The sequence below is a fragment of the Penaeicola halotolerans genome (assembly GCF_016464625.1).
In the GTDB taxonomy this organism is placed as follows: domain Bacteria; phylum Bacteroidota; class Bacteroidia; order Cytophagales; family Cyclobacteriaceae; genus Penaeicola; species Penaeicola halotolerans.
Map to the genome: position 1 here is coordinate 677,420 of NZ_JAEAGO010000002.1, position 21,498 is coordinate 698,917.

The following is a 21,498-nucleotide window of genomic DNA, read 5'->3' on the forward strand; positions in this document are numbered from 1 at the left end:
AAAACCTTTGGTATAAAAGAAAAGCCGATCAGTGAGATCGGCTTTCATGTAGTATGTGTATCGTTGATTTATTCACTTCGTAAAACTTCCAGCGGAGGTCTGTTAAGTACACCCCTGCCATTGAGCATCCCGAGGATGACGGTAATGCTAGTGATGATCAAGTATAAATACAATACTGGTAGAAGTGCAGGTGTGAATTGCATCTCAAAGGTGAACTTGCCTAAGAGCCAAGTGGCGATCAGGGAGAGTATAATTCCACTTAGAGAGGCCAAACTACCGAGAAAGAAATATTCTAAGACATTGATCGTAGTGATCTGATTGCGGCTACCACCTAGTGTCCTTAGTAGGATGCTTTCTCTCATACGCTGATACTTACTGATGATCAGTGAACCTATCAGCACTAGTATCCCTGTCAATATGCTAAACAGTGCCATAAACTGAATCACGAAAGTGATTTTGTCTAGGATATTTTTTAGTGTACTGATGATGGTACCCAAGTTGATGATGGAGATATTTGGATAAGTACGCACAACTTTTCTTTGGACCTGAGCAGCTTCTCTATCTGTCTCGGAGCGTGTGATGATCACATGAAACTGGGGAGCTGACTCTAATACACCGCTAGGAAAGAGGATCAGGAAATTGGTCTGTGCGCTCTTCAGAAAATCAACTCTACGTGTGCTACCAACGTAAGCAGTAAACTCTCTTCCTTGCACATCAAAGGTCATCTCAGTACCTATTGGCATATTATTACGCATAGCAAAGTCACTATCTAGTGAGACAAATATGCTGTCAGTAGGACTGGTGACTGGTCTTAGTTTTCCAGAGAGTAAGGTCTCTGAACTAATAAGCGAATCACGATAAGTCACGCGATACTCTCTTCTAAAAGCTCCTGTGCCTAGATCTGTGCTGTCAGAAGCTTCTATCTCTTCTTTGGTCATGCCATTGACCTTTTTGACATCCACAGTGACGATTGGGACGCTTTGCATGATAGGAAGTCCTTCACTTTGTACGATATCCGTCACATCTGCTAGCTGTGCTGGCTGTATGTCAAATATGAGTAGGTTGGGTTGATCGTTTTCCCCTTTGATTTCTAGCTGACCGACTAGTAGGCTTTGGATGAAAAAGAGTGTACTAATCATAGCAGTACCCAATCCTATGGTAGCGATCAATATCACCGTTTGGTTATTTGGACGGTAGAGATTAGCAAGTGCTTGTCTTGAAAGGTAGTTCCAGCTGATAGGGAGAAATTTTCTCACACTCCACATGGTCAGTCTCGCTACACCGAAAAGTAGCGAAAAAGAAACACCTAAAAATAAGGTGAAGAAAATGGCAGGAACTACCTCGCCTAACTGCTGATAGGTAAAACCCCAAACAAACAGTACAATCCCAGCAAAAACTAACCATCTCAGAGGATCTTTGATAAAGGCTGTACTCTCATCAGATGATCTGAGGGTGTACATCGGAGAAGTGTTGCGAATCTTCAGTAGTGGTAGCATCGCAAATAGAAAAGCGACCAATACGCCTGTGATGATGCCTTGAGCTATAGCAGACCAAGATAAACTCACTGATACTTCAACAGGTAGGAAGTCTTGAAATAAGCTAGGAAGGGCAAACTGGATCAAACTTCCCAGTGCGGCTCCAAGTATAGAGCCTAGTAATCCCATAGTTAGGATCTGTACAAGGTAGATCAAAAAGGCTTCTTTGGCACTGACACCTAGACATCTGAGGATGGCTACTGTAGCTAACTTTTCTTTTACATAGACATGTACCGAGCTCGCCACACCCACACAGCCAAGTAGTAGGGCTATAAAGGCAATGAGTGATAAAAATTCTCCCAACGCCTCAAAGTTTCTACCGGTGCGTTCTTGACTACTTTCTACCGTTTCTAGTCGGATTCTCTGCGAGCGTAAGGTATCGCGATTATCTTCTACCCATTTGTCAAGGACTTTCTGATCATCTATCTTATAATAGTTCTTATACTCTACCCTGCTACCAAACTGCACCAGATTAGTTTCTTCAAGGTATTTTTCAGGAATAAACATAGAAGGAAGCGCCAAACCAGCTATCCCAGTCTGACCTGGAGTGCTGATTAGTTTGCCCTCAATCTTAAAGAAAACACCACCTACACGTACAGAGTCGCCTGGCTCAAGCTCGTATTGGATCATTGTCAGTTCATCGACTAGGGCTTTCTTTGTACCGTCTCTAAAAGTTCTAGAGGCTGTCACAGGATCTGTCTCAAAGTCTCCGTAGTAAGGGAAATCTCCAGAAAGTGCTCGAACTTGCATGATGCGAGAGTCCTCATTTTTTGGAAAGAAGATCATGCTAGTCGTGCTCGCTTCGGTACTGATCGCACTGGCTAGGCTATCTGCGGGTCCATTTTCCAAGACATCTCTACTCTCTACCACTAGATCGGCTCCAATCAGTTCTTTTGACTGGTTGTTGATGTCTTTTGAGAGATTGTCACCGAAGCTATTGATAGCGACAAGTGCAGCTATGCCGAGGACGATCGAGGAAATAAAAAGTGCAAGGCGTGTTTTGTTTTTGCGACTATCACGCCATGCCATCATTAGGATCCACTTCATACTTTGGCCTCCTCCTGAGCGGTGTCAGAGATGATTTTACCTCCCTTGATGCGGACGATTCTTTGTGTTCTGGCAGCAAGTTCAAGGTCGTGTGTCACGAGGACTAGTGTAGTGCCACTCTCTTTGTTCAAATCAAAGATCAAGTCTTCTACTATTTTGCCTGTTTCTTCATCCAAGTTACCTGTAGGTTCATCAGCGAAGAGAATCTTAGGCGCATTGGCAAAGGCTCTAGCGATAGACACGCGTTGCTGTTCACCGCCTGAAAGCTGTGTAGGATAGTGGTGTGAGCGATCTTTCAAGCCTACTTTTTCGAGTAGTGTAAGTGCGCGCTCCTTGATGTTTTTTTCTTTGCGAAGCTCCATAGGCACCATCACATTTTCTAGCGCGGTGAGTGTAGGGAGCAGCTGGAAGTTTTGAAAAATAAAGCCCACATACTGATTTCTTAGCGCAGCTCTTTCATCTTCATTTAAGTTTTCAAGAGCGATGCCATTGATTTTGACACTTCCTGAACTAGCTTTGTCCAGTCCTGCGGCAAGTCCAAGTAGGGTGGTTTTTCCACTTCCAGATGGACCGACTATAGCAAATGTGGCGCCTTCGGCAATTGAAAAGTTTACATGATCTAGTACAGTGAGGGAGTGTGAACCAGATTGGTAAGTTTTGGTCAGCTGGCTGACCTCTAGGATATTTGACATAGTATAAAAATTAAATTTTTGAGCTTTCAAAAGACAGGAACATAACAAATGCGTTATAGTTTTGATTGCTCTTAAACTTGAAATTAAACATAAAATGAGACAAACACTCCATAATATCTTATTGCTGGTATTTTTTGCAGGGCTACTGGCATGTGGAAGCGCTTCAGATTCTACTGACAGTACTCAAGCACCTGTAGCTCCTGAGGCTTCAGAAACTGATATATCCAATGAAGAAATAGCTGATACGCGACCTCGAATAGTATTTTTTGGCAATAGTCTCACGGCTGCTTATGGGCTGGATAAATCTGAAGGCTTTGCAGGACTCATTCAAGTCAGACTAGACTCACTGGGCTATGACTATCAGGTAGTCAATGCTGGGCTAAGTGGGGAAACTACCGCTGGAGGTGTCACGAGAGTAGATTGGGTTTTAGAAAATCCACTGGAGATATTTGTGCTGGAGCTTGGCGGCAATGATGGCTTAAGAGGTATCGCTACAGAAGAGACTTATAAAAACTTAAAGCAAATCATCTCTAAAGTACGTGCCAAGTATCCTGAGACTAAAATCCTGCTCGCTGGTATGCAAGTGCCACCTAATATGGGAACCGAATACAGTACAGACTTTGCAGCAATCTATCCAAAGGTCGCTAAGGAGATGAATGTAGCACTAATTCCTTTTCTTCTAGAAAATGTAGGAGGCATCAAAGAACTCAATCTACCAGATGGCATCCACCCAACTGCTGAAGGACATAAGATCGTGCTAGAGAATATTTGGCCATATCTCAAGCCGCTTTTGTAAAGGATCATCCAGCCCAGCCTTCTCGATCTAGGCTTCTGTATTGGATGGCTTCAGCTAAGTGTTCTATCATGATATTTTCGCTTCCTTGTAAGTCTGCGATTGTTCGGGATACTTTGAGGATGCGGTCATATGCTCGAGCAGAAAGCCCTAATTTTTCCATGGCAGTCTTGAGTAGCGTTTTCCCTGCTTCATTGATCTGACAGACTTTTTTGACCATTTGAGAGGGCATCATGGCATTGCAGTGGACATCATCTACGTCCCTGAAGCGTGCGTTTTGAATTTCACGTGCTTTGATGACTCTTGATCGAATCTCCTCACTACTCTCCGCTTTGCGATTGGCAGTCATCTCATCAAATGACACAGGCGTCACTTCTACATGCAAGTCTATGCGATCGAGTAGTGGACCGCTGATCTTGTTGAGGTATCGCTGGACGACACCTGGTGCGCAGACACATTCTTTTTCAGGATGATTGTAGTAGCCACATGGGCAAGGATTCATGCTGGCCATGAGCATAAAGTTGGCAGGATAGTCCACGGAGATTTTTGCTCTGGAGATAGTGACCTTACGCTCCTCTAGCGGCTGACGCATCACTTCTAGTACGGTTCGTTTAAACTCTGGCAACTCGTCTAAAAACAGTACGCCATTGTGGGAGAGTGATATCTCACCGGGCTGTGGATTGCCACCACCTCCGACAAGTGCGACATCACTGATGGTATGATGCGGGGACCTGAAAGGTCTGCGGGATACCAGCGCAGCATCTGCACCTAGCTTGCCTGCTACGGAATGAATCTTAGTAGTTTCTAAAGCTTCATGAAGCGAAAGTGGAGGTAGAATAGAAGGTAGGCGCTTTGCCAGCATCGTCTTACCTGCTCCAGGAGGACCGATCATGATGACATTGTGCCCGCCCGCGGCAGCGATCTCTAGCGCACGTTTGATATTTTCTTGCCCTTGGACATCTGAGAAGTCAGCTTCATAGTCATTGAGTGTATTGAAAAAAATCTCTCGGGTATCAGTGACCAGTGGCTCAATCTTTTTGACTCCTTCAAAGAACTGAACTGCTTCCTCTATAGTCTCCACCCCGATGATGTCAAGATTATTTACTATAGACGCTTCAGGCGCATTTTCTTTTGGAAGGACGAAACCTTTGAAGCCATTTTTTCTAGCTTCTATGGCGATAGGAAGTACACCTTTGATTGGCCTGAGTTGACCATCTAGAGAGAGTTCTCCCATGATCACGTATTGGTCTAAGCTGTCGGCTACGATTTGCCCAGAGGCTTTTAGGATGCCTAGTGCTATAGGTAGGTCATAGGCGGAGCCCTCTTTGCGAATATCTGCAGGGGCTAAGTTGACGACTACTTTGATGCGGGGAAAATTATAACCGAAGTACTTGATGGCTGATTCGACTCTTTGAGCACTTTCTTTGACTGCGCTATCTGGCAGTCCGACCATGAAAAAATTGGTGCCTTGTCCTACATCTACTTCTATCGTGATGGATCTGGCATCTACTCCAAATACGGCACTTCCAAAAGTTTTTGCTACCATATAAAATCTGGGTTTACTTGGCTACAGGGTCATCATTTGTAGCATTTGGTTTTCTACCTGTTTCTGTTGCTTGATATAGTTTGAGTTTAGTTTTATCTAGTTCTTGCTCAAGTTGTTTGATACGTTTGATAGTCGCTGAGTTATCGATGTATTGTGCCAAAAAAGCCGCGACAAATAAGACAGTTCCGATCAGTGACCACTTGATCATAAAGCTTGCGGAGAAATTATTCTCACTGCCGAGACTATCAAATATGATGAAGAAAATAGATGATCCAGCTAGGTAGATCAGCAAGAGTAAATTCGCAATTTTAGCCACTCTTTTCATCAATAGTATTTTTAATTAAGACAAGAAATATAAGGATTTTTTTAGCTTAAAAAGAGAAGGAAGCTTAAAATGTATTTATATCCATTCGTTTAGTGGGCCATTACATCTGGAGGTTTAGACTCATTTTAGCTCCCAGCGCATTAAATATTTTCAGAACGGTTTCAAAAGTCACATTGCCAGAGCTATTCTCTAATCTGGATATCTGTGATTTTTTCACTCCTACTAGCTCTCCTAGTTGTTCCTGTGTGAGATTTCTGTTTTTTCGAGCAGTTTTGATCATATCTCCTATGAGTTCGAGTTTAAGTTCAAATTCATATTCATTTCTTTCTTTGGTGCCTTTTTTACCAATTAAAAGGTCTTCTGCTTCATCTAGTTTATAGCTTTTCATTACTTTTTACTTTTCAAATAAACGGTTCTGATTCTATCAGCTTTTTCTATTTCCTTTCTATCTACTTTACTTGTCTTTTTGACAATACCGTGAGTTGCTATCACAAGTGTTTCATTTTTATCTTCTTTGTCCCAAAATGCTAGAAGACGATATTGAATTCCTTCATATAAAGTTCTAAACTCCTAAATTTCACTATTGAGCTTCTTGAAAAATTTCGAGTCAGTATTTTGTTCAGCGCGTCTGATGTTCTGAAGTATTTTCTTTCTCGCTTTTAGGTTCTGGTTTTGGATAAATTCAAAAGTTTCTTCTAAAAGCTTTGTTTCAAATCTTTTTTCAGTCATCCTATTGAATACAGATTTACGACTTAAAGTTACTAAAGTTTACTTAAATGTAAACTATTCAATAATTTAAAAATACCTTAATTTTTATGGTTGAATATCTAACTGAAAGGAACTCAACAGACCCTGTAAGTTATCAGCGCTAAATTTAGCTTTTTTGAGCTTGTTGTTGAGCGGGTTGATTTGAAAGTGATGACTTGTGCGGAAGTCAGCTTGCTCTAGGTTAGACTGGTCAAAAACGGCATTGAATAGATCGCTATCACTAAAGACAGATTTATTCAGATCAGCTTGACTGAAGTCCACTTGCTCTAGTTTGCAATTCTTGAATTGAGTAGCACGAATGCTCAGTTTGAAAAATGAGCTAAAGCTCAAATTACAGTCTTCAAACGTAAAGCTCAGAAGCATTGGATTGCACTCATCAAAACGGACACCCAAGATTTTACAACCTTTAAAAGACACTTCTTGAAAGGATGCTCCTCGAACTTTAAGACCACTTAGATTACAGTTTTGAAAGCTACAATCATCAAATAAACAGCCTTTGACATCTACTTCAGTGAAGTCGCAGCCGTCAAATGTGCATTGGAGATATTCGCCTTTTTTAAGCGTTTTTTCTACAAATGATACTTGCTTAAATAACTGATTTTGAGCGCTCATGACTACTGGAAGGACTGCATGTTAGACAGCTTGTGATACAAACCTTTGTTTGCAAGTAATGCTTCGTGTGTACCTTTTTCGATGATCCGTCCTTTTTCTATCACTACGATTTCATCGGCATGTTGTATTGTGCTGAGCCTATGAGCAATGACCAAAGAGGTTCTATTTTGCATCAAGTTAGTCAGTGCCTCCTGTACAAGTCTCTCCGACTCAGTATCGAGTGCAGAGGTAGCTTCATCCAATATAAGTATGGGAGGATTTTTGAGTACGGCACGGGCGATGCTGATTCGCTGACGCTGACCACCAGAGAGTTTGGTGCCTCGCTCACCGATATTGGTTTCATAGCCATTTTCTAGCTTGAGGATAAACTCATGGGCATTGGCTATCTTAGCCGCATGCTCCACTTGCTCTTGACTTACATCAGTCATTCCAAAAGCGATATTATTGAAGATTGTATCATTAAAAAGGATTGACTCTTGTGTTACGATTCCCATCTGCTTTCGAAGAGAGTCGATATCTATTTGCTTCAGATCAATGCCATCTATCAAGATACTACCTACAGTAGGGTCATAAAATCTAGGAACTAAGTCAGCCAAGGTGGACTTCCCGCCACCTGATGGACCTACTAGCGCGATGGTTTTTCCTTTTTCAAGTGTTAAATTGATGTCTGAGAGCACTACATCCTGTTCATAGCTAAAAGAGACACTATTAAATGTGATACTCTTATCAAAGCCACTGATTTGAATGGCCTTTGGATCGTTTTGGATTTTCGTCTCTGTATCTACCACAGCAAAGATCCTCCTTGCACTGGCTAGTCCTCTTTGAATAGAGCTCAAAGCGCGCGAAATCTCTTTAGTCGGGATGAGTATCTGAGTGAAAATGATGATATAAGAGAGGAATGCACTTGGACTAAGTGGGCTTTCGTTGGCTAAGACAAGACTACCACCAAACACCAAAATACCTGCCACTACTGACACTCCAAAAAACTGCGAAATAGGCCCTGCAGCTTCATTTTTCTTAGCCATAGAGATATTGACTTTGGAGTAGAAATCAGTCTCCTTGTCAAATTTCCCTACGATATATTTACGTGCATTGAAGGCTTTGATGACGCGCATCCCGGAGATGGTTTCATCTAGGATATTGACGATTCGTCCGAGAGACTCTTGACTTTGAAGAGCTCTTCTTTTGAGTTTTTTAGTGATATAGCCTATGATCCCGCCTGATATAGGGATCAATACCAAAGTGAAAATTGTCAGCTTAAAAGACATAGCAAAGAGTACCGCAAAGTATAGAATCACGGTAGCAGGCTCTTTAAAAATCACTTTGAGAGATTGTACTACGCTATTTTCTACTTCTTGTACGTCATTGGTGATTTTCGAGATCAAGTCACCTTTACGCTCATCAGAGAAATACCCGATATGTAGGGTACTGACTTTTTCAAAGATATCCATTCGCATCCTTTTGATCACCTTAGCACGCACTCTGGCGAGTATCACTCCTGAGATATAGGTGAAAAGATTGCTCAGAAAAACAGAAGTGACAATGATCAGACAGACATAAACCAAAGAACCAAAGGCGCCATAAATCTCAGTAGCTTCTATTAAATAATAGTTGAAGAGATGGTTGAGATAGTTTATACTCGGCTCGAACTCAGGGTATACGCTATAGGCTAGTAGTTCGTCAGGATCTGCTTGTTTGAAGATTACGTCAAAGAGCGGCTTCAGCAAGGTGAAATTTAGGAGTCCAAAAAGTATCGCCAGCGTAGCACACAATATATAAAGTGGCACATGCTGTCTGAAGGGACGCGCGTAGGAAAGTATTCTAAAGTATGTATTCATTCAATCTTTTATTTCAGGGCGCAAGTTAGCCCTTTTGTATGGGATCAGAAAAGTAAATCTCGGGAGGCTGCATTGAGCCTGATGCCGACACTAGTTACGGATACACTACTATTTCGTTCTGGAAGCGCGCTATCTTTTTGTCTGATGATCTGATTAAACTCCAAAAAGAGGTTATGCCTCACTTGGTAGCTTAGCTGTAGCTGCCCATAGAAGAGGTCTGTTCGGACACCTTGACCGATAAAGTTGCCATAAGTGCGCTCTCTTGTATCTCGGTTTTTGAGAAGATCTCCGCCCCAGTTGGTATCTGCTGTATCTTCTCCAGTTCTTAGATAAAAAGCATTGGCTGTAACTTGCAGACGCTTAAATGGCTGATATCTCACCGAGCCTATCACTTCTCTGAAGTTGGCACCAGCTGGATGTGCTATGGGTTGGTTGAAGTTGGTGTAGGAGATCACCGAATCTCTCGCAGCAAATAGATAAGGTCGTGCGTGATTGTACTCGAGCTGTAGGTCTAGATTTTTGATTTGAAGTGCATCGATGTATTTCACGCCAAGTTGCACGGCATGTTTATTACCCCACCATTTTCTCCCACCAAACACTTCACTGAATACAAATTCATCAAAGGTGAACTGCCCATAGGCTTGAAATTGATTGAGAAAATTCCATTTGAAATCTATACCCAGTGCGACATTGTCTGGAGTGCCTAAGTTATGCTCTACATATCTGTAAAATATGATAGGATTGAAATAAGCTAAATTGATGCGCTCAGAGATCACTCGCTCAAAAAGTCCTACATTTAAGTTTGGACGGATATTCATCCCAAGTCTGTGGAGGGTTACATACTTTTTGGTAGTGAGTCCATCTCTAAACTGCCCCCTGCTACCGATAAAACCTCCCGTCATCTCTGCAAAGACATTGGTGTATTGTAGCTTCCAGATGTTGGTATTGAACTTCAGGAAAAGATAGTTGCTCGAGAAATCAGACATCAACATAGACCGGAGGCCTTCCCCGATAAAATTTCTGTCATGACCAAACTGTAAATTGATACTTTTGCTAACATCAAATGTAATGTGACCTGTGGCAGTGAAGAAGTCATATCCCGTAGCGTTGAACATGTCATAATCTACACGCTTAGATACTCCCTCTTGTGGGACGGTTGCGCGTTGATCAACTAGATCTACTCCAAAAGTAGGTAGGATGAGCTGGGTTGAAGTCAGTGTAGAGTGAAAGCCGATCTTGTCATCGATCATACCATGAAATCTGATGCCTCGAGTATTGGTAAAAGGAATGGCTGTTTCACCAGCTTCTTTTCCGACATTCATATTGAGCATAGGATTTACGCGCACGTAGAAGCCTTCTTTTTCAACATGATAGAAATCCGTAGTCTTCGTGTAAAGCTGTTTTAAGAATGGTTTCTTGCTGGCATTCTCAGCCATATCTGAAAACTCCCAGTTATCATTTGCTAGATAGGCGATATTGAACCTGTCAGCTTCACTTAGGCCAGATAGGCGCAAGCTAAGACTATCTGTAAAAGCCGCTACAGCTTCTCTGGTGTATGGTTTAAATCCAGTATGAAAACTCTCTGTAAATTTGCCTTGTAGGATCTCATATCGGCCGATGAGGTGATAGTAGTCTTTGTCATAAGGGATGTAGGCGCTTTGTGCTTTAGCCAAAAGACTGAAAAGCACGAAAATTACAGAGAGGGTGGTTTTTTTCATGGATATGTATTTCGCACTCAAATTAAGACAATATAAGCATTTGAGGAGGCAATCATTTGTTAATTTTTATTCAAATCACTTATCAAAAGACTTTCACTCAGATATTTTCACTAAATGTTTGGTGAGTATGTAGATATGTTTTAATTTTGTGCCTCATTTAGGAAAGACGTAAAGTTCAAAATTATCATACAATGAAAAAAGATATCCATCCAGAATACAGAGAAGTAGTGTTCCTAGATACATCTAGCGAGTACAAGTTCTTAACACGCTCTACAATGAGCACTAATGAAACTATCGAGTGGGAAGACGGTAAAACTTATCCATTGATCAAGATAGAAGTTAGTTCTGCATCGCACCCTTTCTACACTGGCAAGAAAATGCTATTGGATACTGCTGGTAGAGTGGAGAAATTCAACAGAAGATACAAGAAGTAATTATTACTTTATATTCAAAGTGAAAAGTCTTTCGGGTTATGATATCCGAAAGACTTTTTTATTTTTGTAACCTATGGAAAATATCACGCTTTTCGATGATCCGCATATTAGGCAGTCACTTTTGCCTTTCACTTTTACCCGTCCTGTAGCAGCTATCAGAGTCGGTATACAGACTATAGCAGAGAAGTGGCAATCACGGCTTCAAACCAATGTAGGATATGCCACTTCAGATTATCTAGCGAGCAAATTTCCACGGCTAAATACTGCTGGTCTTTACATCAATGGAGCACTCTGTCCCAATGATGCTTTGATCAAAGCAGTCATGTCGCTAAAGAGTGGGCAAGTGCTAACTGTAGGAGATCATGCATTGGCAGCCAATTTATCTTCAGGTCAGTCTATCGAGGATATTGATTCTTTTCAAAAAGTTACTTTTGAGGGTAGTTATACTTTCATCCAATTTCCATGGCAGGTTTACAAAGTAAATGCTGCGGAAATCAGAGCAGATTTTGAGTTTTTGACAAAGGGACGAACCTCTGCCAAGATCACCGATCCACATACCATGACTTATGGTATAGAAAATATATTCATCGAAGAAGGCGTCAGTATTAAAGCAGCCATACTCAATGCGGAGTCTGGCCCTATCTATCTAGGAAAAAATGCCCAAGTACACGAGGGGGCGATCATTAAAGGTCCATTTGCTCTAGGAGAGGGCGCTCATGTCAATATGGGAGCCAAAATCAAGGGAGATACTACTGTAGGACCTTACTCCAAAGTAGGAGGTGAAATCAGCAATTCGGTCATTTTTGGCTATAGTAACAAGGGACATGATGGTTTCTTAGGGAACTCTGTAATAGGTGAGTGGTGCAATCTTGGAGCAGACACCAATACCTCTAATATGAAAAATAATTATGCGCAGGTCAAACTTTGGAGCTACACCAAAGGAGGATTTGTCAACACAGGTGAGCAGTTTTGTGGCTTGATGATGGGAGATCACGCCAAAGCTGGGATCAATACCATGTTCAATACAGGCACTGTAGTCGGAGTTGGAGCTAATATTTTTGGAGATGGTTTTCCGAGAAATTTCATTCCATCTTTTTCTTGGGGAGGAGCTGCTGGCTTCACGACTTTTACCCTCAATAAATTTTATGAAGTGGCTGAAAAAGCCATGGAAAGAAGACAAGTCCAACTCACTGAGGTGGATAAGGTACTTTTTTCTGAGGTTTTTGATTTGACCAAGTCATACAGAATCTGGGACAAATAGCCTATGCAGTTTGCTGATATCAAAGGACTTCAAGACACCAAGCAGCACTTGGTCAATGCCATTAAGCATAACCATTTGGCGCATGCTTTACTATTTCTAGGTCCAGAGGGGAGTCCGAATCTGGCGATGGCACTTGCGATGGCTACCTACATCAACTGCGAAGATAAAGAGGAGGCAGATGCCTGTGGTGTATGTCCAAGTTGTCAAAAGATGGCCAAACTCGTGCATCCAGATGTGAACTTCGTCTATCCAAGTGCCTCACGTAGCAAAGAAGATGAGGAAAAAGATCCCGATCCAGATAAGAAATCCGATATACAGTCTCTTTGGAGGCAGTTTTTGATCGATTTTCCTTATGGGAATATCAACGACTGGATGCGTCATACTGGTCTAGATAATAAGCAGCTCATCATCAGTGTAGGTGCTGCTCGTCAGATCGTCAAGACACTTAGTTTAAAATCCTTTGAGGGCGGCTACAAGATCATGTTGATCTGGCTTCCTGAGTTGATGAATACCCAAGCAGCCAATGCAATTTTGAAAATACTCGAAGAGCCACCTGCCAAGACGCTCTTTTTCATGGTAGGAAATCACATTGAGCAGCTTCTGACTACGATACGTTCACGTGTGCAAGTCGTCCAAGTGAGGTTGTTTTCTGATGAAGAGATCCTATCATACTTGTCGGAAGCAGGCATAGCTGAGCCTCGAGCAAGGGAAATCGCAAGATTGGCTGATGGGAGCTTGAGAGAAGCTTACAGACTGCTTGAAGAAGATGAGGATGAAAGTACGCAGCAGTTTAAAACATGGATGAGACTCTGCTACAACTTCGACTTTACAGCTATAGTTAGGATGTCGGATGCGTTTTTCTCTATGACCAAAGAATCTCAAAAGGGACTTTTCTCTAGTGGTTTGGCTATCTTGCATGAATCCCTAGTCAAAGATGCAGCGGCAGATGAGCTGCTTAGGGTGCTAGGAGACGACTTGGTTTTTGTACAAAACTTCAGTAAAGTACTTACTGCAGATAAGATTTTAGCACTTTCTCAGCAGCTGAGCGAGTCGATTTATCACTTGGAGCGAAATGCGAATCCGAGGATCATATTTACTAATCTTTCTCTACAACTGGGAAGGATCATGCGAACCTAAAGATATGCTTCATGAAAATCATCGGGAGAAAAGAGCGAATTCACTTGCCTGATTGGGGAGTGAAAAACATCATAGCAAAAGTAGATACTGGTGCTTATACAAGCTCAATACACTGTAGCCATATAGCCGTAGATGATGGAGGTGTTCTGCACTTTGTGGTACTTGACCCTTCGCATAAGCAGTACAAGAATACAGTTCAGCAGACCAGTACTTACGAGGTCAAAAAAGTAACGAGCTCCTCAGGTCAGTCCGAGATGCGATACAAAGTCAAAACCCGAGTAGTTATTTTTGAGGAGGAGATTGAAGCAGAATTTACGCTTACTAATCGTTCGGAGATGAAATATCCCATACTTTTGGGAAGAAAACTTCTCAAGGGTAGATTTCTAGTGGATGTCTCTAAAATGTACTTAGCCAAAAAGTCAAAGAGAACCGCGCTTTGAGCAAGTGAAGGCAATCCGCTCATTATTTTAAATCAGGAGAATTATGAAAATCGCTATACTGTCCAGAAACTCAAACCTCTACTCTACCAAGAGATTAGTAGAGGCTATTCGTGAGCGAGGTCATGAAGCCTTAGTGATCGACCACATGATCTGTGACTTGATCATCGAGCAAGAGGGACCCTCTATTTGGTACAAAGGAGCCAAGCTGACTGATATAGATGCGATCATTCCAAGGATTGGTGCTTCTGTTACTTTTTACGGTACAGCAGTAGTCCGACAGTTTGAAATGATGGGCGTATTTACAGCCATAGAATCACAAGCGATCGTACGCTCGAGGGATAAGCTTCGTAGCTTGCAGATTTTATCCCGATCAGGTCTAGGCATGCCAAAGACGGCTTTTACCAATTATTCCAAAGGAGAAAAAATGCTCGTAGAGCAAGTAGGTGGTGCACCACTGATCATTAAGTTACTAGAAGGTACACAAGGACTAGGGGTTGTTTTGGCCGAGACAAAAAAGGCCGCACAAAGTGTGATCGAAGCATTTCATGGATTAAAAGCTAGGATCATCGTCCAAGAATTTATCAAAGAAGCTAAAGGAGCAGATATCCGTGCCTTCATCGTCAATGGTGAGGTAGTAGGAGCGATGAAGCGCCAAGGAGTAGAAGGGGAGTTTCGCTCAAATCTCCATCGTGGAGGAAAGGCTGAAATCATCAAGCTAAGTAGAGAAGAGAAACAAGCAGCGCTCAAAGCAGCCAAATCCTTAGGACTTAATGTTGCTGGAGTTGACATGCTCCAGTCTGCAAGAGGACCGCTTATCCTAGAGGTCAACTCCTCTCCTGGTCTAGAGGGCATAGAGAAAGCCACGCAAGTCAATATCTCTGGCAAAATCGTAGAATACATCGAACAGGCAATAGAGACTAAAAAGAAAGTAAAAAAAATAAAAGCTTGAAATGAGTAAAGTAATCAAAATAGGCACGAGAGGGAGTAAGCTTGCTTTGTTTCAGGCGTATTATGTAGAGAAGTTGCTTAATATCTGTGGTCTACTTACCGAGATCGTGATCATCGATACCAAAGGAGATCAAATACTCGATGTGTCGATCGCTAAGATCGGGAGCAAAGGGGTTTTTACAGAAGAGTTGGAGGACAAGCTGAGTAGTGGAGAGATAGACATCGCAGTCCACAGTGCTAAAGATATGCAGTCAGTATTGCCTGAGGGATTTGAGTTGATCGCATTTACAGAGCGCGAGGTGGTGAATGATATCATTCTCAGCCACCGCAAAGACATCAATATAGCAGATGCCAATAAACCGCTCACGTTAGGGACTTCCTCTACCCGTAGAGTAGCCATGCTCAAGCACTACTATCCACATGTGAAGACGGTAGATGTCAGAGGTAATTTACAAACGCGCGTAGCCAAGATGGAGGCCGGACTATGTGACGGACTTTTACTAGCATATGCTGGGGCGCACAGGATGGGTTTTGATGAGATGATCGCAGATAGATTGGATATAGGGAAATTTACTCCTGCAGTCGGTCAGGGTAGCATCGCTGTCGAGTGTGCTACTTCACTAGATCCTATGATCAAAGGTACGATCCGCAATGCTGTCAATCATCCAGAGACAGCCTATAGATTATTAGCTGAACGCGCTTACCTCAGAGAGTTAGAGGGAGGGTGTAGTATCCCTGTTTTTGGATTGGCTACAGTTAGCGGGGCATCACTTTCACTTGAAGGAGGTATCGTGAGCTTAGATGGCCAGCAGATCATTCGTAAACAAGTCAGTGGTCCTCGTCATCAAGCAGAACAGCTTGGAGTGCAGCTAGCTGAAGCTGTGCTCACTGCAGGTGGAGATCATATATTAAAGGAGATAAAAAGTCAACTCAATAAATAAGTAGGAAGATGAAAAAGATCGGTTTGATCCTCATATTGGCAGTGATGTTCACTGCTTGTAAAACAGAAAAGGACTATCTAGTCACTATCCAAACGAGCTATGGCGATATGCAAGTGATTCTTTATGATGAGACGCCACAGCATAAAGCCAATTTTATCAAACTAGCAGAATCTGGGAGATATGATTCTACTATTTTTCATCGTGTGATCAAAGGCTTCATGATCCAAGGGGGAGATGTTTTCACCAAAGAAAAACTCAATCAAAGCGACATGTACACTGTACCTGCTGAGTTTGTAGCAGATAAGATCCACCGAAAAGGGGTCCTCTCTGCTGCGCGTATGGGAGATAATGTCAACCCTGAAAAAGCCTCTAGTGGCTGTCAGTTTTATATAGTCCAAGGGATGGTCTGGGATAAAGATCAGCTGCTAACGGACATGAGGAAGCTCAATCAGTATCTAGGTACGTTCATCACCATGGAGAGCAATCAAGCTCTGGCAGATGAGTACACTAAGATCTATGAAACAGGTGACAAGGATGCACTCAATGATTTCATCTTTAGTCTCAAACCAAAAGTAGAAACTTACTATGGTATAGACTTATCTCTCAAGAAAACACCTCAGCAAATAGAAACTTATACAACCGTAGGTGGTACGCCACATTTGGATGGAGAGTATACTGTATTTGGTGAGGTGATCAAAGGTCTAGAAGTGATCGATCAGATAGCTGATCAAGAGACAGGAAGGGCGGATAAGCCTCTTCAGGATATTTTTATGAAAATGAAAGTAGAGCAGCTTTCCAAAGCTAAGATTACGAAAGAATACGGCTATCAATATGAGCAAAAGTAAAAGAGTAGTTTTGGTCACGGGAGCCAATGGGCTTTTGGGGCAAAAACTACTTGTACAACTTTCAAATGACCCATCTATAGAGCTACATGCTACTGGAAGAGGTGTCCGTAGATTGAAGGATCAAGGAGCTTATACCTATCATGTGGCAGATCTATCGCTCGCAGCAGATGTCGATCGTATGATTGATCAGATCCAGCCTGATAGTATCATCCATGGGGCAGCTATGACCAATGTAGACCAATGCGAGACAGATCGTGAAGGATGCTATGCGGCCAATGTCACCGCTGTCAAAAACCTACTTGAGGCAGCAGCAAAGTATCAAAGCTACTTTTTACTAGTCAGCACTGATTTTATTTTTGATGGATTTGACGGGCCTTATGACGAGTCCGCAGAGGCAAATCCTCTGAGCTATTATGGTGAAAGTAAACTACTTGCTGAGCAGCTGGTACAGGCGTATACAGGGTCGTGGGGTATCGCTAGGACAGTACTTGTTTATGGAATTGCAGAGGACCTTAGTAGATCAAATATTGTGCTTTGGGTAAAGAAAAGTCTGGAAGAAGGAAAACCTATACAAGTAGTCGATGATCAGTGGAGGACACCTACTTTGGCAGAGGATCTGGCTACAGGATGTTTATTGATGGAAGAGACGCTCGCTACAGGTATTTATAATATTTCTGGAAAAGAGTTGATGACGCCCTATGAAATAGCATTACAGATAGCTGATTTCTTTAAATTAGACATAAAGCTCATCCAGCGAGTAGATGGCTCTATATTTACACAGACGGCTAAGCGTCCTGCTAAAACAGGTTTTATCATCAAAAAAGCACAAGAAAAGCTGGGTTTTCAGCCACATACTTTTGTGGAGGGAGTTGCTATTTTGGCAAAACAGCTTAATTTAGCCTAAATTTTAATATTGCATAATTAAACCAAACACCTTAAACTAAACAATATGGCAGCAATTCCTGATGCAGATAACAGAGGACAATGGGGCTCAAAATTTGGGTTTATCATGGCCGCAGCCGGATCGGCAGTAGGTCTGGGTAATATTTGGAGATTTCCATACGTGACTGGTATGAATGGCGGTGGTGCCTTCGTCATGGTCTATGTACTCTGCGTGATCCTGATAGGCGTTCCTTTACTTTTCACTGAGATGGGCTTGGGTAGCTTTACTCGCAAGAGTACTATCGGAGCTTTCAAAAAAACTGGTGCTAATCCATTTTGGATGGGTACAGGCGCTATTTTAGCCTTGTTAGTTAGCTTTTTCGTGCTTTCCTACTATGGCGTGATCGCAGGATGGACGATCGGTTATATCTTCAAGTCACTTTCTGGCTCTACACAGCCATTTGAGGCTTTTGCTTCAAATCCGATGTATACGATTCCCTTGATGGCAGTTTTTACTTTGGTTACTATAGTCATCATCCTTGGGGGAGTATCTGGGGGTATCGAGAAGGCAGCCAAAGTATTGATGCCAGTATTATTTATCCTGATCATCACTGTAGCTATTCGTAGTTTGATGCTGCCAGGTGCTATGGCTGGAGTGGAGTTTTATTTGAATCCTGATTTCAGTAAAATCAATGCCAATGTGATTCTTGCAGCCTTAGGACAAGCCTTTTTCTCCATGAGTATTGGTTGGGGTATCATGATTACCTATGGTTCATACTTACCTAAGTCATCTGATATTGTTTCAAGTGGTATTTGGGTTGGATTTATGGATTCAGCGGTAGCGATCCTAGCAGGATTTATGATTTTCCCAGCGGTATTTGCCTATGGTAAAAGTCCAGAGGCTGGACCTACGCTTGTTTTCCAAGTGTTACCTGAGATTTTTGCAGATATGCCAGGTGGTGCGATCATCGGAGCGATTTTCTTCTTGCTCCTCACTGTGGCAGCTTTGACTTCATCTATCTCGATGCTTGAAGTACCAGCTTCATATTTTATAGATGAGAAAAAGTGGAGCAGAAAGAAAGCTGCTTGGGTAGTAGGTGCTATGGTATTCTTAGTAGGTATCCCATCTGCGCTTTCTGCGGGAGGATCAGCTTTCTTTACAGATATGAAGGTGACTGTCTTTGGTGGTACAGAGGTCAAAGGTTTCCTAGATATCTTAGACTACTTCTTTGGTACGTTCTTTATAGTAGTAGTAGCATTGGTGACTTGCGTATATGTAGCTTGGAAAATGCCGATCGCTAATATCGTCAATGAGCTTTCTTATGGGTCGAAAATGTTTGATCCAAATACCCTAGCTTCTAAGACATTTGTCTTTTTTATCAGATTCGTATGTCCAATCACTATAGCGGCAGTATTACTCAATATGATGGGCATCTTTGGTGTGTTCTCTGGTGGAGGTTGATATGATTAACATAAAAAAATAAAAACTAACCCTGCTGACTATCAGTGGGGTTTTGTTTTTATATTCCTTTTATCTTTTGATTTAGGCTCTTTTTGGAATAGTGTTTGCCGATTGTTACATGTTATACAAACCAAATCTTAAATTTTAATATCATGAAAAAGATTATTTTAGCAATTGCCGCATTGTTTACTGTAGGTATGGTACAGGCGCAAGACTTTTCGATCGGTCCTAAGATTGGTGTTAGTACTACTAATATTAAAGTAGATTCTGACCAGTTTGAGAGTGGAGATTCGAAGATGGGTTATCACGTAGGTGCTTTTGCCAGAGTAGGCATTGGTTCATTTTTCTTACAGCCAGAGGTGCTTTATGTGAATTCGGGTGGAGAGATCAGAGAGCGTCAAGGACTTAACTCTAGATCATATGACGTAAGATTCAATAAAATAGATGTACCTGTAATGGCGGGTTTTAGATTTGCAGAGGTCTTTAGAATTCAAGCTGGCCCTGTTGCTAGCATTCTTTTGAATAGTGACGTAAGTGATGAGTTTCAGCAATTGTTCAATCCTGACTACAATAGGACTACTTTAGGCTATCAGGCAGGTATAGGACTTGACTTGGCTAACCTAGTGGTAGACTTAAAGTACGAAGGAAACTTAAGCAAAGCAGGTGAAGAACTTGGTGGATTTGCTACAGATCAGAGAGTGAATCAGTTGATCTTGAGTGTTGGTTTTAGAATATTCTAATCCACTTTCAAAGTAATAAATGAGAAAGCTCCGAAGATATCTTCGGAGCTTTTTTGTTGTTAGGCTTTTCCTAGTGTCCAGCCTGATCTATATTCTCTCCTGACAAATTGATTGGCCAGATCGAAGTTGGTCACTTTCATGTTTGGACCATCCCATAGGAGTTTGATATATCTGCCTGGGTAGTTGTATCTATTAGGTTCTCCATCTCTTGCTACTCTGATATCATAGCTTCTGATAGCTAGATTTCCCATCAAAACTGATTCAGTTAACGGGCCTGCTATGGAAAATGGCGAACTGAGTAGGTTAAACGGCTCACTGCCATATCCAGCGATGCAGGCATCCACCCACTGCTTATAGTGTCCAGCTTCACCATCAGCTACTCTAGGGATACTTACTGGTAGATTAGTTTCTTTGGTTTTAGAGGTAGGTAGTAGTTGTGGGTTTCTACCGTATGTAGAGCACATCATTTTACCTTTGGTGCCTTCTATGATCACACCATTACCTCCATCTCCCATGAGTTCGTTAGGCCCTAGTTCTTCGGGTCTGGTAGGCTGTATACCACCATCCATCCAGTGAAACTCAATATCAGGCTTTCCAGCTTGTTTGAAAAGTAGGGTGATATGTGAAGATGGAGGACAGCTTTCAGGGAAGTATCCTCTTTGAAATTCATCCACATAGACAGAACCTACACTTGCCTGAGCTTCGCTCGGATAGCCCAATCCCAACACTCTGAAAGGAGGCTCCATGATGTGACAGGCCATGTCTCCAAGCGCTCCCGTACCATAATCCCACCAGCCTCGCCAGTTGAAAGGCACGAGCTTTTCTACATAGTCTTTATAAGGAGCGGTTCCTAACCACAGGTCCCAATCGAGATCAGCTGGAGGAGTGACTTGATTTTTTGACCATGGGATGCCTTGCGGCCAAACTGGTCTATCTGTCCAGCAATAGACACGTGTAGCTTCTCCGATAAGTCCAGCATTATACCATTCCATCATTTGGCGCACACCATCACCAGAAGATCCTTGATTACCCATTTGTGTGACTACTTTGTATTTTTCTGCTGCTTGGGTGAGCATTCTAGCTTCGTAGATATCATGTGTCATTGGCTTTTGTACGTATACATGCTTGCCAAGCTCCATAGCAGCCATGGCTTGCACCGCATGGTTATGATCTGGAGTCGATACGGTGACCGCATCTATGTTTTTATGCTCTTTGTCGAGCATCTCGCGAAAGTCTTTGTAGTATTTGGCTTTAGGGAAATCTTTGCGAGCATTAGCTGCTCGTCTATCATCCACATCACAAAGGAAGGCTATGTCGGCATTACCAGCATTGAATACACCCTTGATATCATTGTAGCCCATACCGCCTGCTCCTATCCCAGCTACTCTGAGCCGATCACTTGGAGCGACAAATCCAGGTCCACCGAGTACATGTCTTGGTAAAAAATAAAATCCTGCTAGAGCTGTAGCAGTTCCTTTGATGAAGTTTCTTCTAGAGTCTCCATTTGGAGTTTTCTTGTCCTTTTTCATATCAA

General features: G+C 42.2%; 20 protein-coding genes and 1 pseudogene. 11 read left to right on the forward strand and 10 right to left on the reverse strand.

Going from position 1 to position 21,498, the window contains the following annotated elements:
* Positions 1 to 68: 68 nt before the first annotated feature.
* A complete protein-coding gene (locus I5349_RS07275; RefSeq protein ID WP_226390084.1) occupies positions 69 to 2,582 on the reverse strand; it encodes an ABC transporter permease in 2,514 nt (837 codons plus the stop codon).
* Positions 2,579 to 3,274, reverse strand: a complete 696-nt coding sequence (locus I5349_RS07280; protein WP_226390085.1) for an ABC transporter ATP-binding protein — start codon at positions 3,272 to 3,274, stop codon at positions 2,579 to 2,581. The genes I5349_RS07275 and I5349_RS07280 overlap by 4 nt, the downstream gene beginning before the upstream one ends.
* A 94-nt stretch (positions 3,275 to 3,368) precedes the next feature.
* Between I5349_RS07280 and I5349_RS07285 the strand changes: the two genes are divergently transcribed.
* Positions 3,369 to 4,070, forward strand: a complete 702-nt coding sequence (locus tag I5349_RS07285; RefSeq protein WP_226390086.1) for an arylesterase — start codon at positions 3,369 to 3,371, stop codon at positions 4,068 to 4,070.
* 4 nt (positions 4,071 to 4,074) lie between these two features.
* On the opposite strand, the gene I5349_RS07290 is transcribed toward I5349_RS07285, so the two are convergent.
* The 7 genes and pseudogenes from I5349_RS07290 to I5349_RS07320 form a co-directional block, all read right to left on the reverse strand.
* Positions 4,075 to 5,613 (reverse strand): YifB family Mg chelatase-like AAA ATPase, encoded by a 1,539-nt coding sequence (locus tag I5349_RS07290; RefSeq protein ID WP_226390087.1) that lies wholly within the window; start codon positions 5,611 to 5,613, stop codon positions 4,075 to 4,077.
* Positions 5,614 to 5,626: 13 nt separating this feature from the next.
* Positions 5,627 to 5,938: a hypothetical protein gene (locus I5349_RS07295; protein WP_226390088.1), complete on the reverse strand. Its 312-nt coding sequence runs from the start codon at positions 5,936 to 5,938 to the stop codon at positions 5,627 to 5,629.
* A 100-nt stretch (positions 5,939 to 6,038) separates the two neighbouring features.
* A complete protein-coding gene (locus tag I5349_RS07300) occupies positions 6,039 to 6,326 on the reverse strand; it encodes a helix-turn-helix domain-containing protein (protein ID WP_226390089.1) in 288 nt (95 codons plus the stop codon).
* A pseudogene (locus I5349_RS07305) lies at positions 6,326 to 6,496 on the reverse strand (type II toxin-antitoxin system RelE/ParE family toxin); the annotation flags it as partial. The pseudogene I5349_RS07305 and the gene I5349_RS07300, both read right to left, overlap by 1 nt.
* 255 nt (positions 6,497 to 6,751) lie before the next feature.
* Positions 6,752 to 7,318 (reverse strand): pentapeptide repeat-containing protein, encoded by a 567-nt coding sequence (locus I5349_RS07310; RefSeq protein WP_226390090.1) that lies wholly within the window; start codon positions 7,316 to 7,318, stop codon positions 6,752 to 6,754.
* Between the two features lie 2 nt (positions 7,319 to 7,320).
* Entirely contained in the window at positions 7,321 to 9,156 is a 1,836-nt protein-coding gene (locus tag I5349_RS07315; RefSeq protein WP_226390091.1) for an ABC transporter ATP-binding protein, read from the reverse strand.
* Positions 9,157 to 9,200: 44 nt separating this feature from the next.
* Positions 9,201 to 10,874, reverse strand: a complete 1,674-nt coding sequence (locus I5349_RS07320) for a hypothetical protein (protein ID WP_226390092.1) — start codon at positions 10,872 to 10,874, stop codon at positions 9,201 to 9,203.
* A gap of 191 nt (positions 10,875 to 11,065) precedes the next feature.
* On the opposite strand from I5349_RS07320, the gene I5349_RS07325 reads away from it, so the two are divergent.
* The 10 genes from I5349_RS07325 (at position 11,066) to I5349_RS07370 (ending at position 19,964) form a co-directional block, all read left to right on the forward strand.
* Positions 11,066 to 11,308: a type B 50S ribosomal protein L31 gene (locus I5349_RS07325; protein ID WP_226390093.1), complete on the forward strand. Its 243-nt coding sequence runs from the start codon at positions 11,066 to 11,068 to the stop codon at positions 11,306 to 11,308.
* A gap of 73 nt (positions 11,309 to 11,381) precedes the next feature.
* Positions 11,382 to 12,569, forward strand: a complete 1,188-nt coding sequence (locus I5349_RS07330; RefSeq protein ID WP_226390094.1) for a GlmU family protein — start codon at positions 11,382 to 11,384, stop codon at positions 12,567 to 12,569.
* Positions 12,570 to 12,572: 3 nt separating this feature from the next.
* The gene (locus I5349_RS07335) at positions 12,573 to 13,706 is read left to right on the forward strand and encodes a DNA polymerase III subunit (protein WP_226390095.1); all 1,134 of its coding nucleotides are present in this window, start codon (positions 12,573 to 12,575) and stop codon (positions 13,704 to 13,706) included.
* 11 nt (positions 13,707 to 13,717) lie between these two features.
* Complete coding sequence (locus I5349_RS07340) at positions 13,718 to 14,146, forward strand: ATP-dependent zinc protease family protein (protein ID WP_226390096.1); 429 nt, start codon at positions 13,718 to 13,720, stop codon at positions 14,144 to 14,146.
* A 43-nt stretch (positions 14,147 to 14,189) separates the two neighbouring features.
* On the forward strand, positions 14,190 to 15,095 hold the full coding sequence (gene rimK, locus I5349_RS07345; protein ID WP_226390097.1) for a 30S ribosomal protein S6--L-glutamate ligase: 906 nt from the start codon (positions 14,190 to 14,192) through the stop codon (positions 15,093 to 15,095).
* Between the two features lies 1 nt (position 15,096).
* A complete protein-coding gene (gene hemC / locus I5349_RS07350) occupies positions 15,097 to 16,035 on the forward strand; it encodes a hydroxymethylbilane synthase (protein ID WP_226390098.1) in 939 nt (312 codons plus the stop codon).
* A gap of 8 nt (positions 16,036 to 16,043) precedes the next feature.
* Positions 16,044 to 16,880, forward strand: a complete 837-nt coding sequence (locus I5349_RS07355) for a peptidylprolyl isomerase (protein WP_226390099.1) — start codon at positions 16,044 to 16,046, stop codon at positions 16,878 to 16,880.
* Positions 16,867 to 17,784 carry an SDR family oxidoreductase gene (locus I5349_RS07360; protein WP_226390100.1) on the forward strand — a complete coding sequence of 306 codons (918 nt, stop codon included), beginning with the start codon at positions 16,867 to 16,869 and terminating at the stop codon, positions 17,782 to 17,784. The genes I5349_RS07355 and I5349_RS07360 overlap by 14 nt, the downstream gene beginning before the upstream one ends.
* Positions 17,785 to 17,829: 45 nt before the next feature.
* Positions 17,830 to 19,224 carry a sodium-dependent transporter gene (locus tag I5349_RS07365; protein WP_226390101.1) on the forward strand — a complete coding sequence of 465 codons (1,395 nt, stop codon included), beginning with the start codon at positions 17,830 to 17,832 and terminating at the stop codon, positions 19,222 to 19,224.
* Between the two features lie 152 nt (positions 19,225 to 19,376).
* Positions 19,377 to 19,964, forward strand: a complete 588-nt coding sequence (locus tag I5349_RS07370; RefSeq protein ID WP_226390102.1) for a porin family protein — start codon at positions 19,377 to 19,379, stop codon at positions 19,962 to 19,964.
* A gap of 59 nt (positions 19,965 to 20,023) precedes the next feature.
* Here the strand turns inward: I5349_RS07370 and I5349_RS07375 are convergent, their stop codons facing one another.
* The gene (locus tag I5349_RS07375) at positions 20,024 to 21,493 is read right to left on the reverse strand and encodes a Gfo/Idh/MocA family protein (RefSeq protein ID WP_226390103.1); all 1,470 of its coding nucleotides are present in this window, start codon (positions 21,491 to 21,493) and stop codon (positions 20,024 to 20,026) included.
* Between the last annotated feature and the right edge of the window lie 5 nt (positions 21,494 to 21,498).

Excerpts from the sequence above, each read along its gene's own strand:
- I5349_RS07320 (WP_226390092.1), bottom strand. The coding sequence starts at position 10,874 with ATGAAAAAAACCACCCTCTCTGTAATTTTCGTGCTTTTCAGTCTTTTG.
- I5349_RS07365 (WP_226390101.1), top strand. The coding sequence starts at position 17,830 with ATGGCAGCAATTCCTGATGCAGATAACAGAGGACAATGGGGCTCAAAA.
- I5349_RS07335 (WP_226390095.1), top strand. The coding sequence starts at position 12,573 with ATGCAGTTTGCTGATATCAAAGGACTTCAAGACACCAAGCAGCACTTG.
- rimK (WP_226390097.1), top strand. The coding sequence starts at position 14,190 with ATGAAAATCGCTATACTGTCCAGAAACTCAAACCTCTACTCTACCAAG.
- I5349_RS07355 (WP_226390099.1), top strand. The coding sequence starts at position 16,044 with ATGAAAAAGATCGGTTTGATCCTCATATTGGCAGTGATGTTCACTGCT.
- I5349_RS07315 (WP_226390091.1), bottom strand. The coding sequence starts at position 9,156 with ATGAATACATACTTTAGAATACTTTCCTACGCGCGTCCCTTCAGACAG.
- I5349_RS07290 (WP_226390087.1), bottom strand. The coding sequence starts at position 5,613 with ATGGTAGCAAAAACTTTTGGAAGTGCCGTATTTGGAGTAGATGCCAGA.
- I5349_RS07370 (WP_226390102.1), top strand. The coding sequence starts at position 19,377 with ATGAAAAAGATTATTTTAGCAATTGCCGCATTGTTTACTGTAGGTATG.
- I5349_RS07275 (WP_226390084.1), bottom strand. The coding sequence starts at position 2,582 with ATGAAGTGGATCCTAATGATGGCATGGCGTGATAGTCGCAAAAACAAA.
- I5349_RS07280 (WP_226390085.1), bottom strand. The coding sequence starts at position 3,274 with ATGTCAAATATCCTAGAGGTCAGCCAGCTGACCAAAACTTACCAATCT.
- I5349_RS07375 (WP_226390103.1), bottom strand. The coding sequence starts at position 21,493 with ATGAAAAAGGACAAGAAAACTCCAAATGGAGACTCTAGAAGAAACTTC.
- I5349_RS07340 (WP_226390096.1), top strand. The coding sequence starts at position 13,718 with ATGAAAATCATCGGGAGAAAAGAGCGAATTCACTTGCCTGATTGGGGA.
- I5349_RS07325 (WP_226390093.1), top strand. The coding sequence starts at position 11,066 with ATGAAAAAAGATATCCATCCAGAATACAGAGAAGTAGTGTTCCTAGAT.
- I5349_RS07285 (WP_226390086.1), top strand. The coding sequence starts at position 3,369 with ATGAGACAAACACTCCATAATATCTTATTGCTGGTATTTTTTGCAGGG.
- I5349_RS07300 (WP_226390089.1), bottom strand. The coding sequence starts at position 6,326 with ATGAAAAGCTATAAACTAGATGAAGCAGAAGACCTTTTAATTGGTAAA.
- I5349_RS07330 (WP_226390094.1), top strand. The coding sequence starts at position 11,382 with ATGGAAAATATCACGCTTTTCGATGATCCGCATATTAGGCAGTCACTT.
- I5349_RS07360 (WP_226390100.1), top strand. The coding sequence starts at position 16,867 with ATGAGCAAAAGTAAAAGAGTAGTTTTGGTCACGGGAGCCAATGGGCTT.
- I5349_RS07310 (WP_226390090.1), bottom strand. The coding sequence starts at position 7,318 with ATGAGCGCTCAAAATCAGTTATTTAAGCAAGTATCATTTGTAGAAAAA.
- I5349_RS07295 (WP_226390088.1), bottom strand. The coding sequence starts at position 5,938 with ATGAAAAGAGTGGCTAAAATTGCGAATTTACTCTTGCTGATCTACCTA.
- hemC (WP_226390098.1), top strand. The coding sequence starts at position 15,097 with ATGAGTAAAGTAATCAAAATAGGCACGAGAGGGAGTAAGCTTGCTTTG.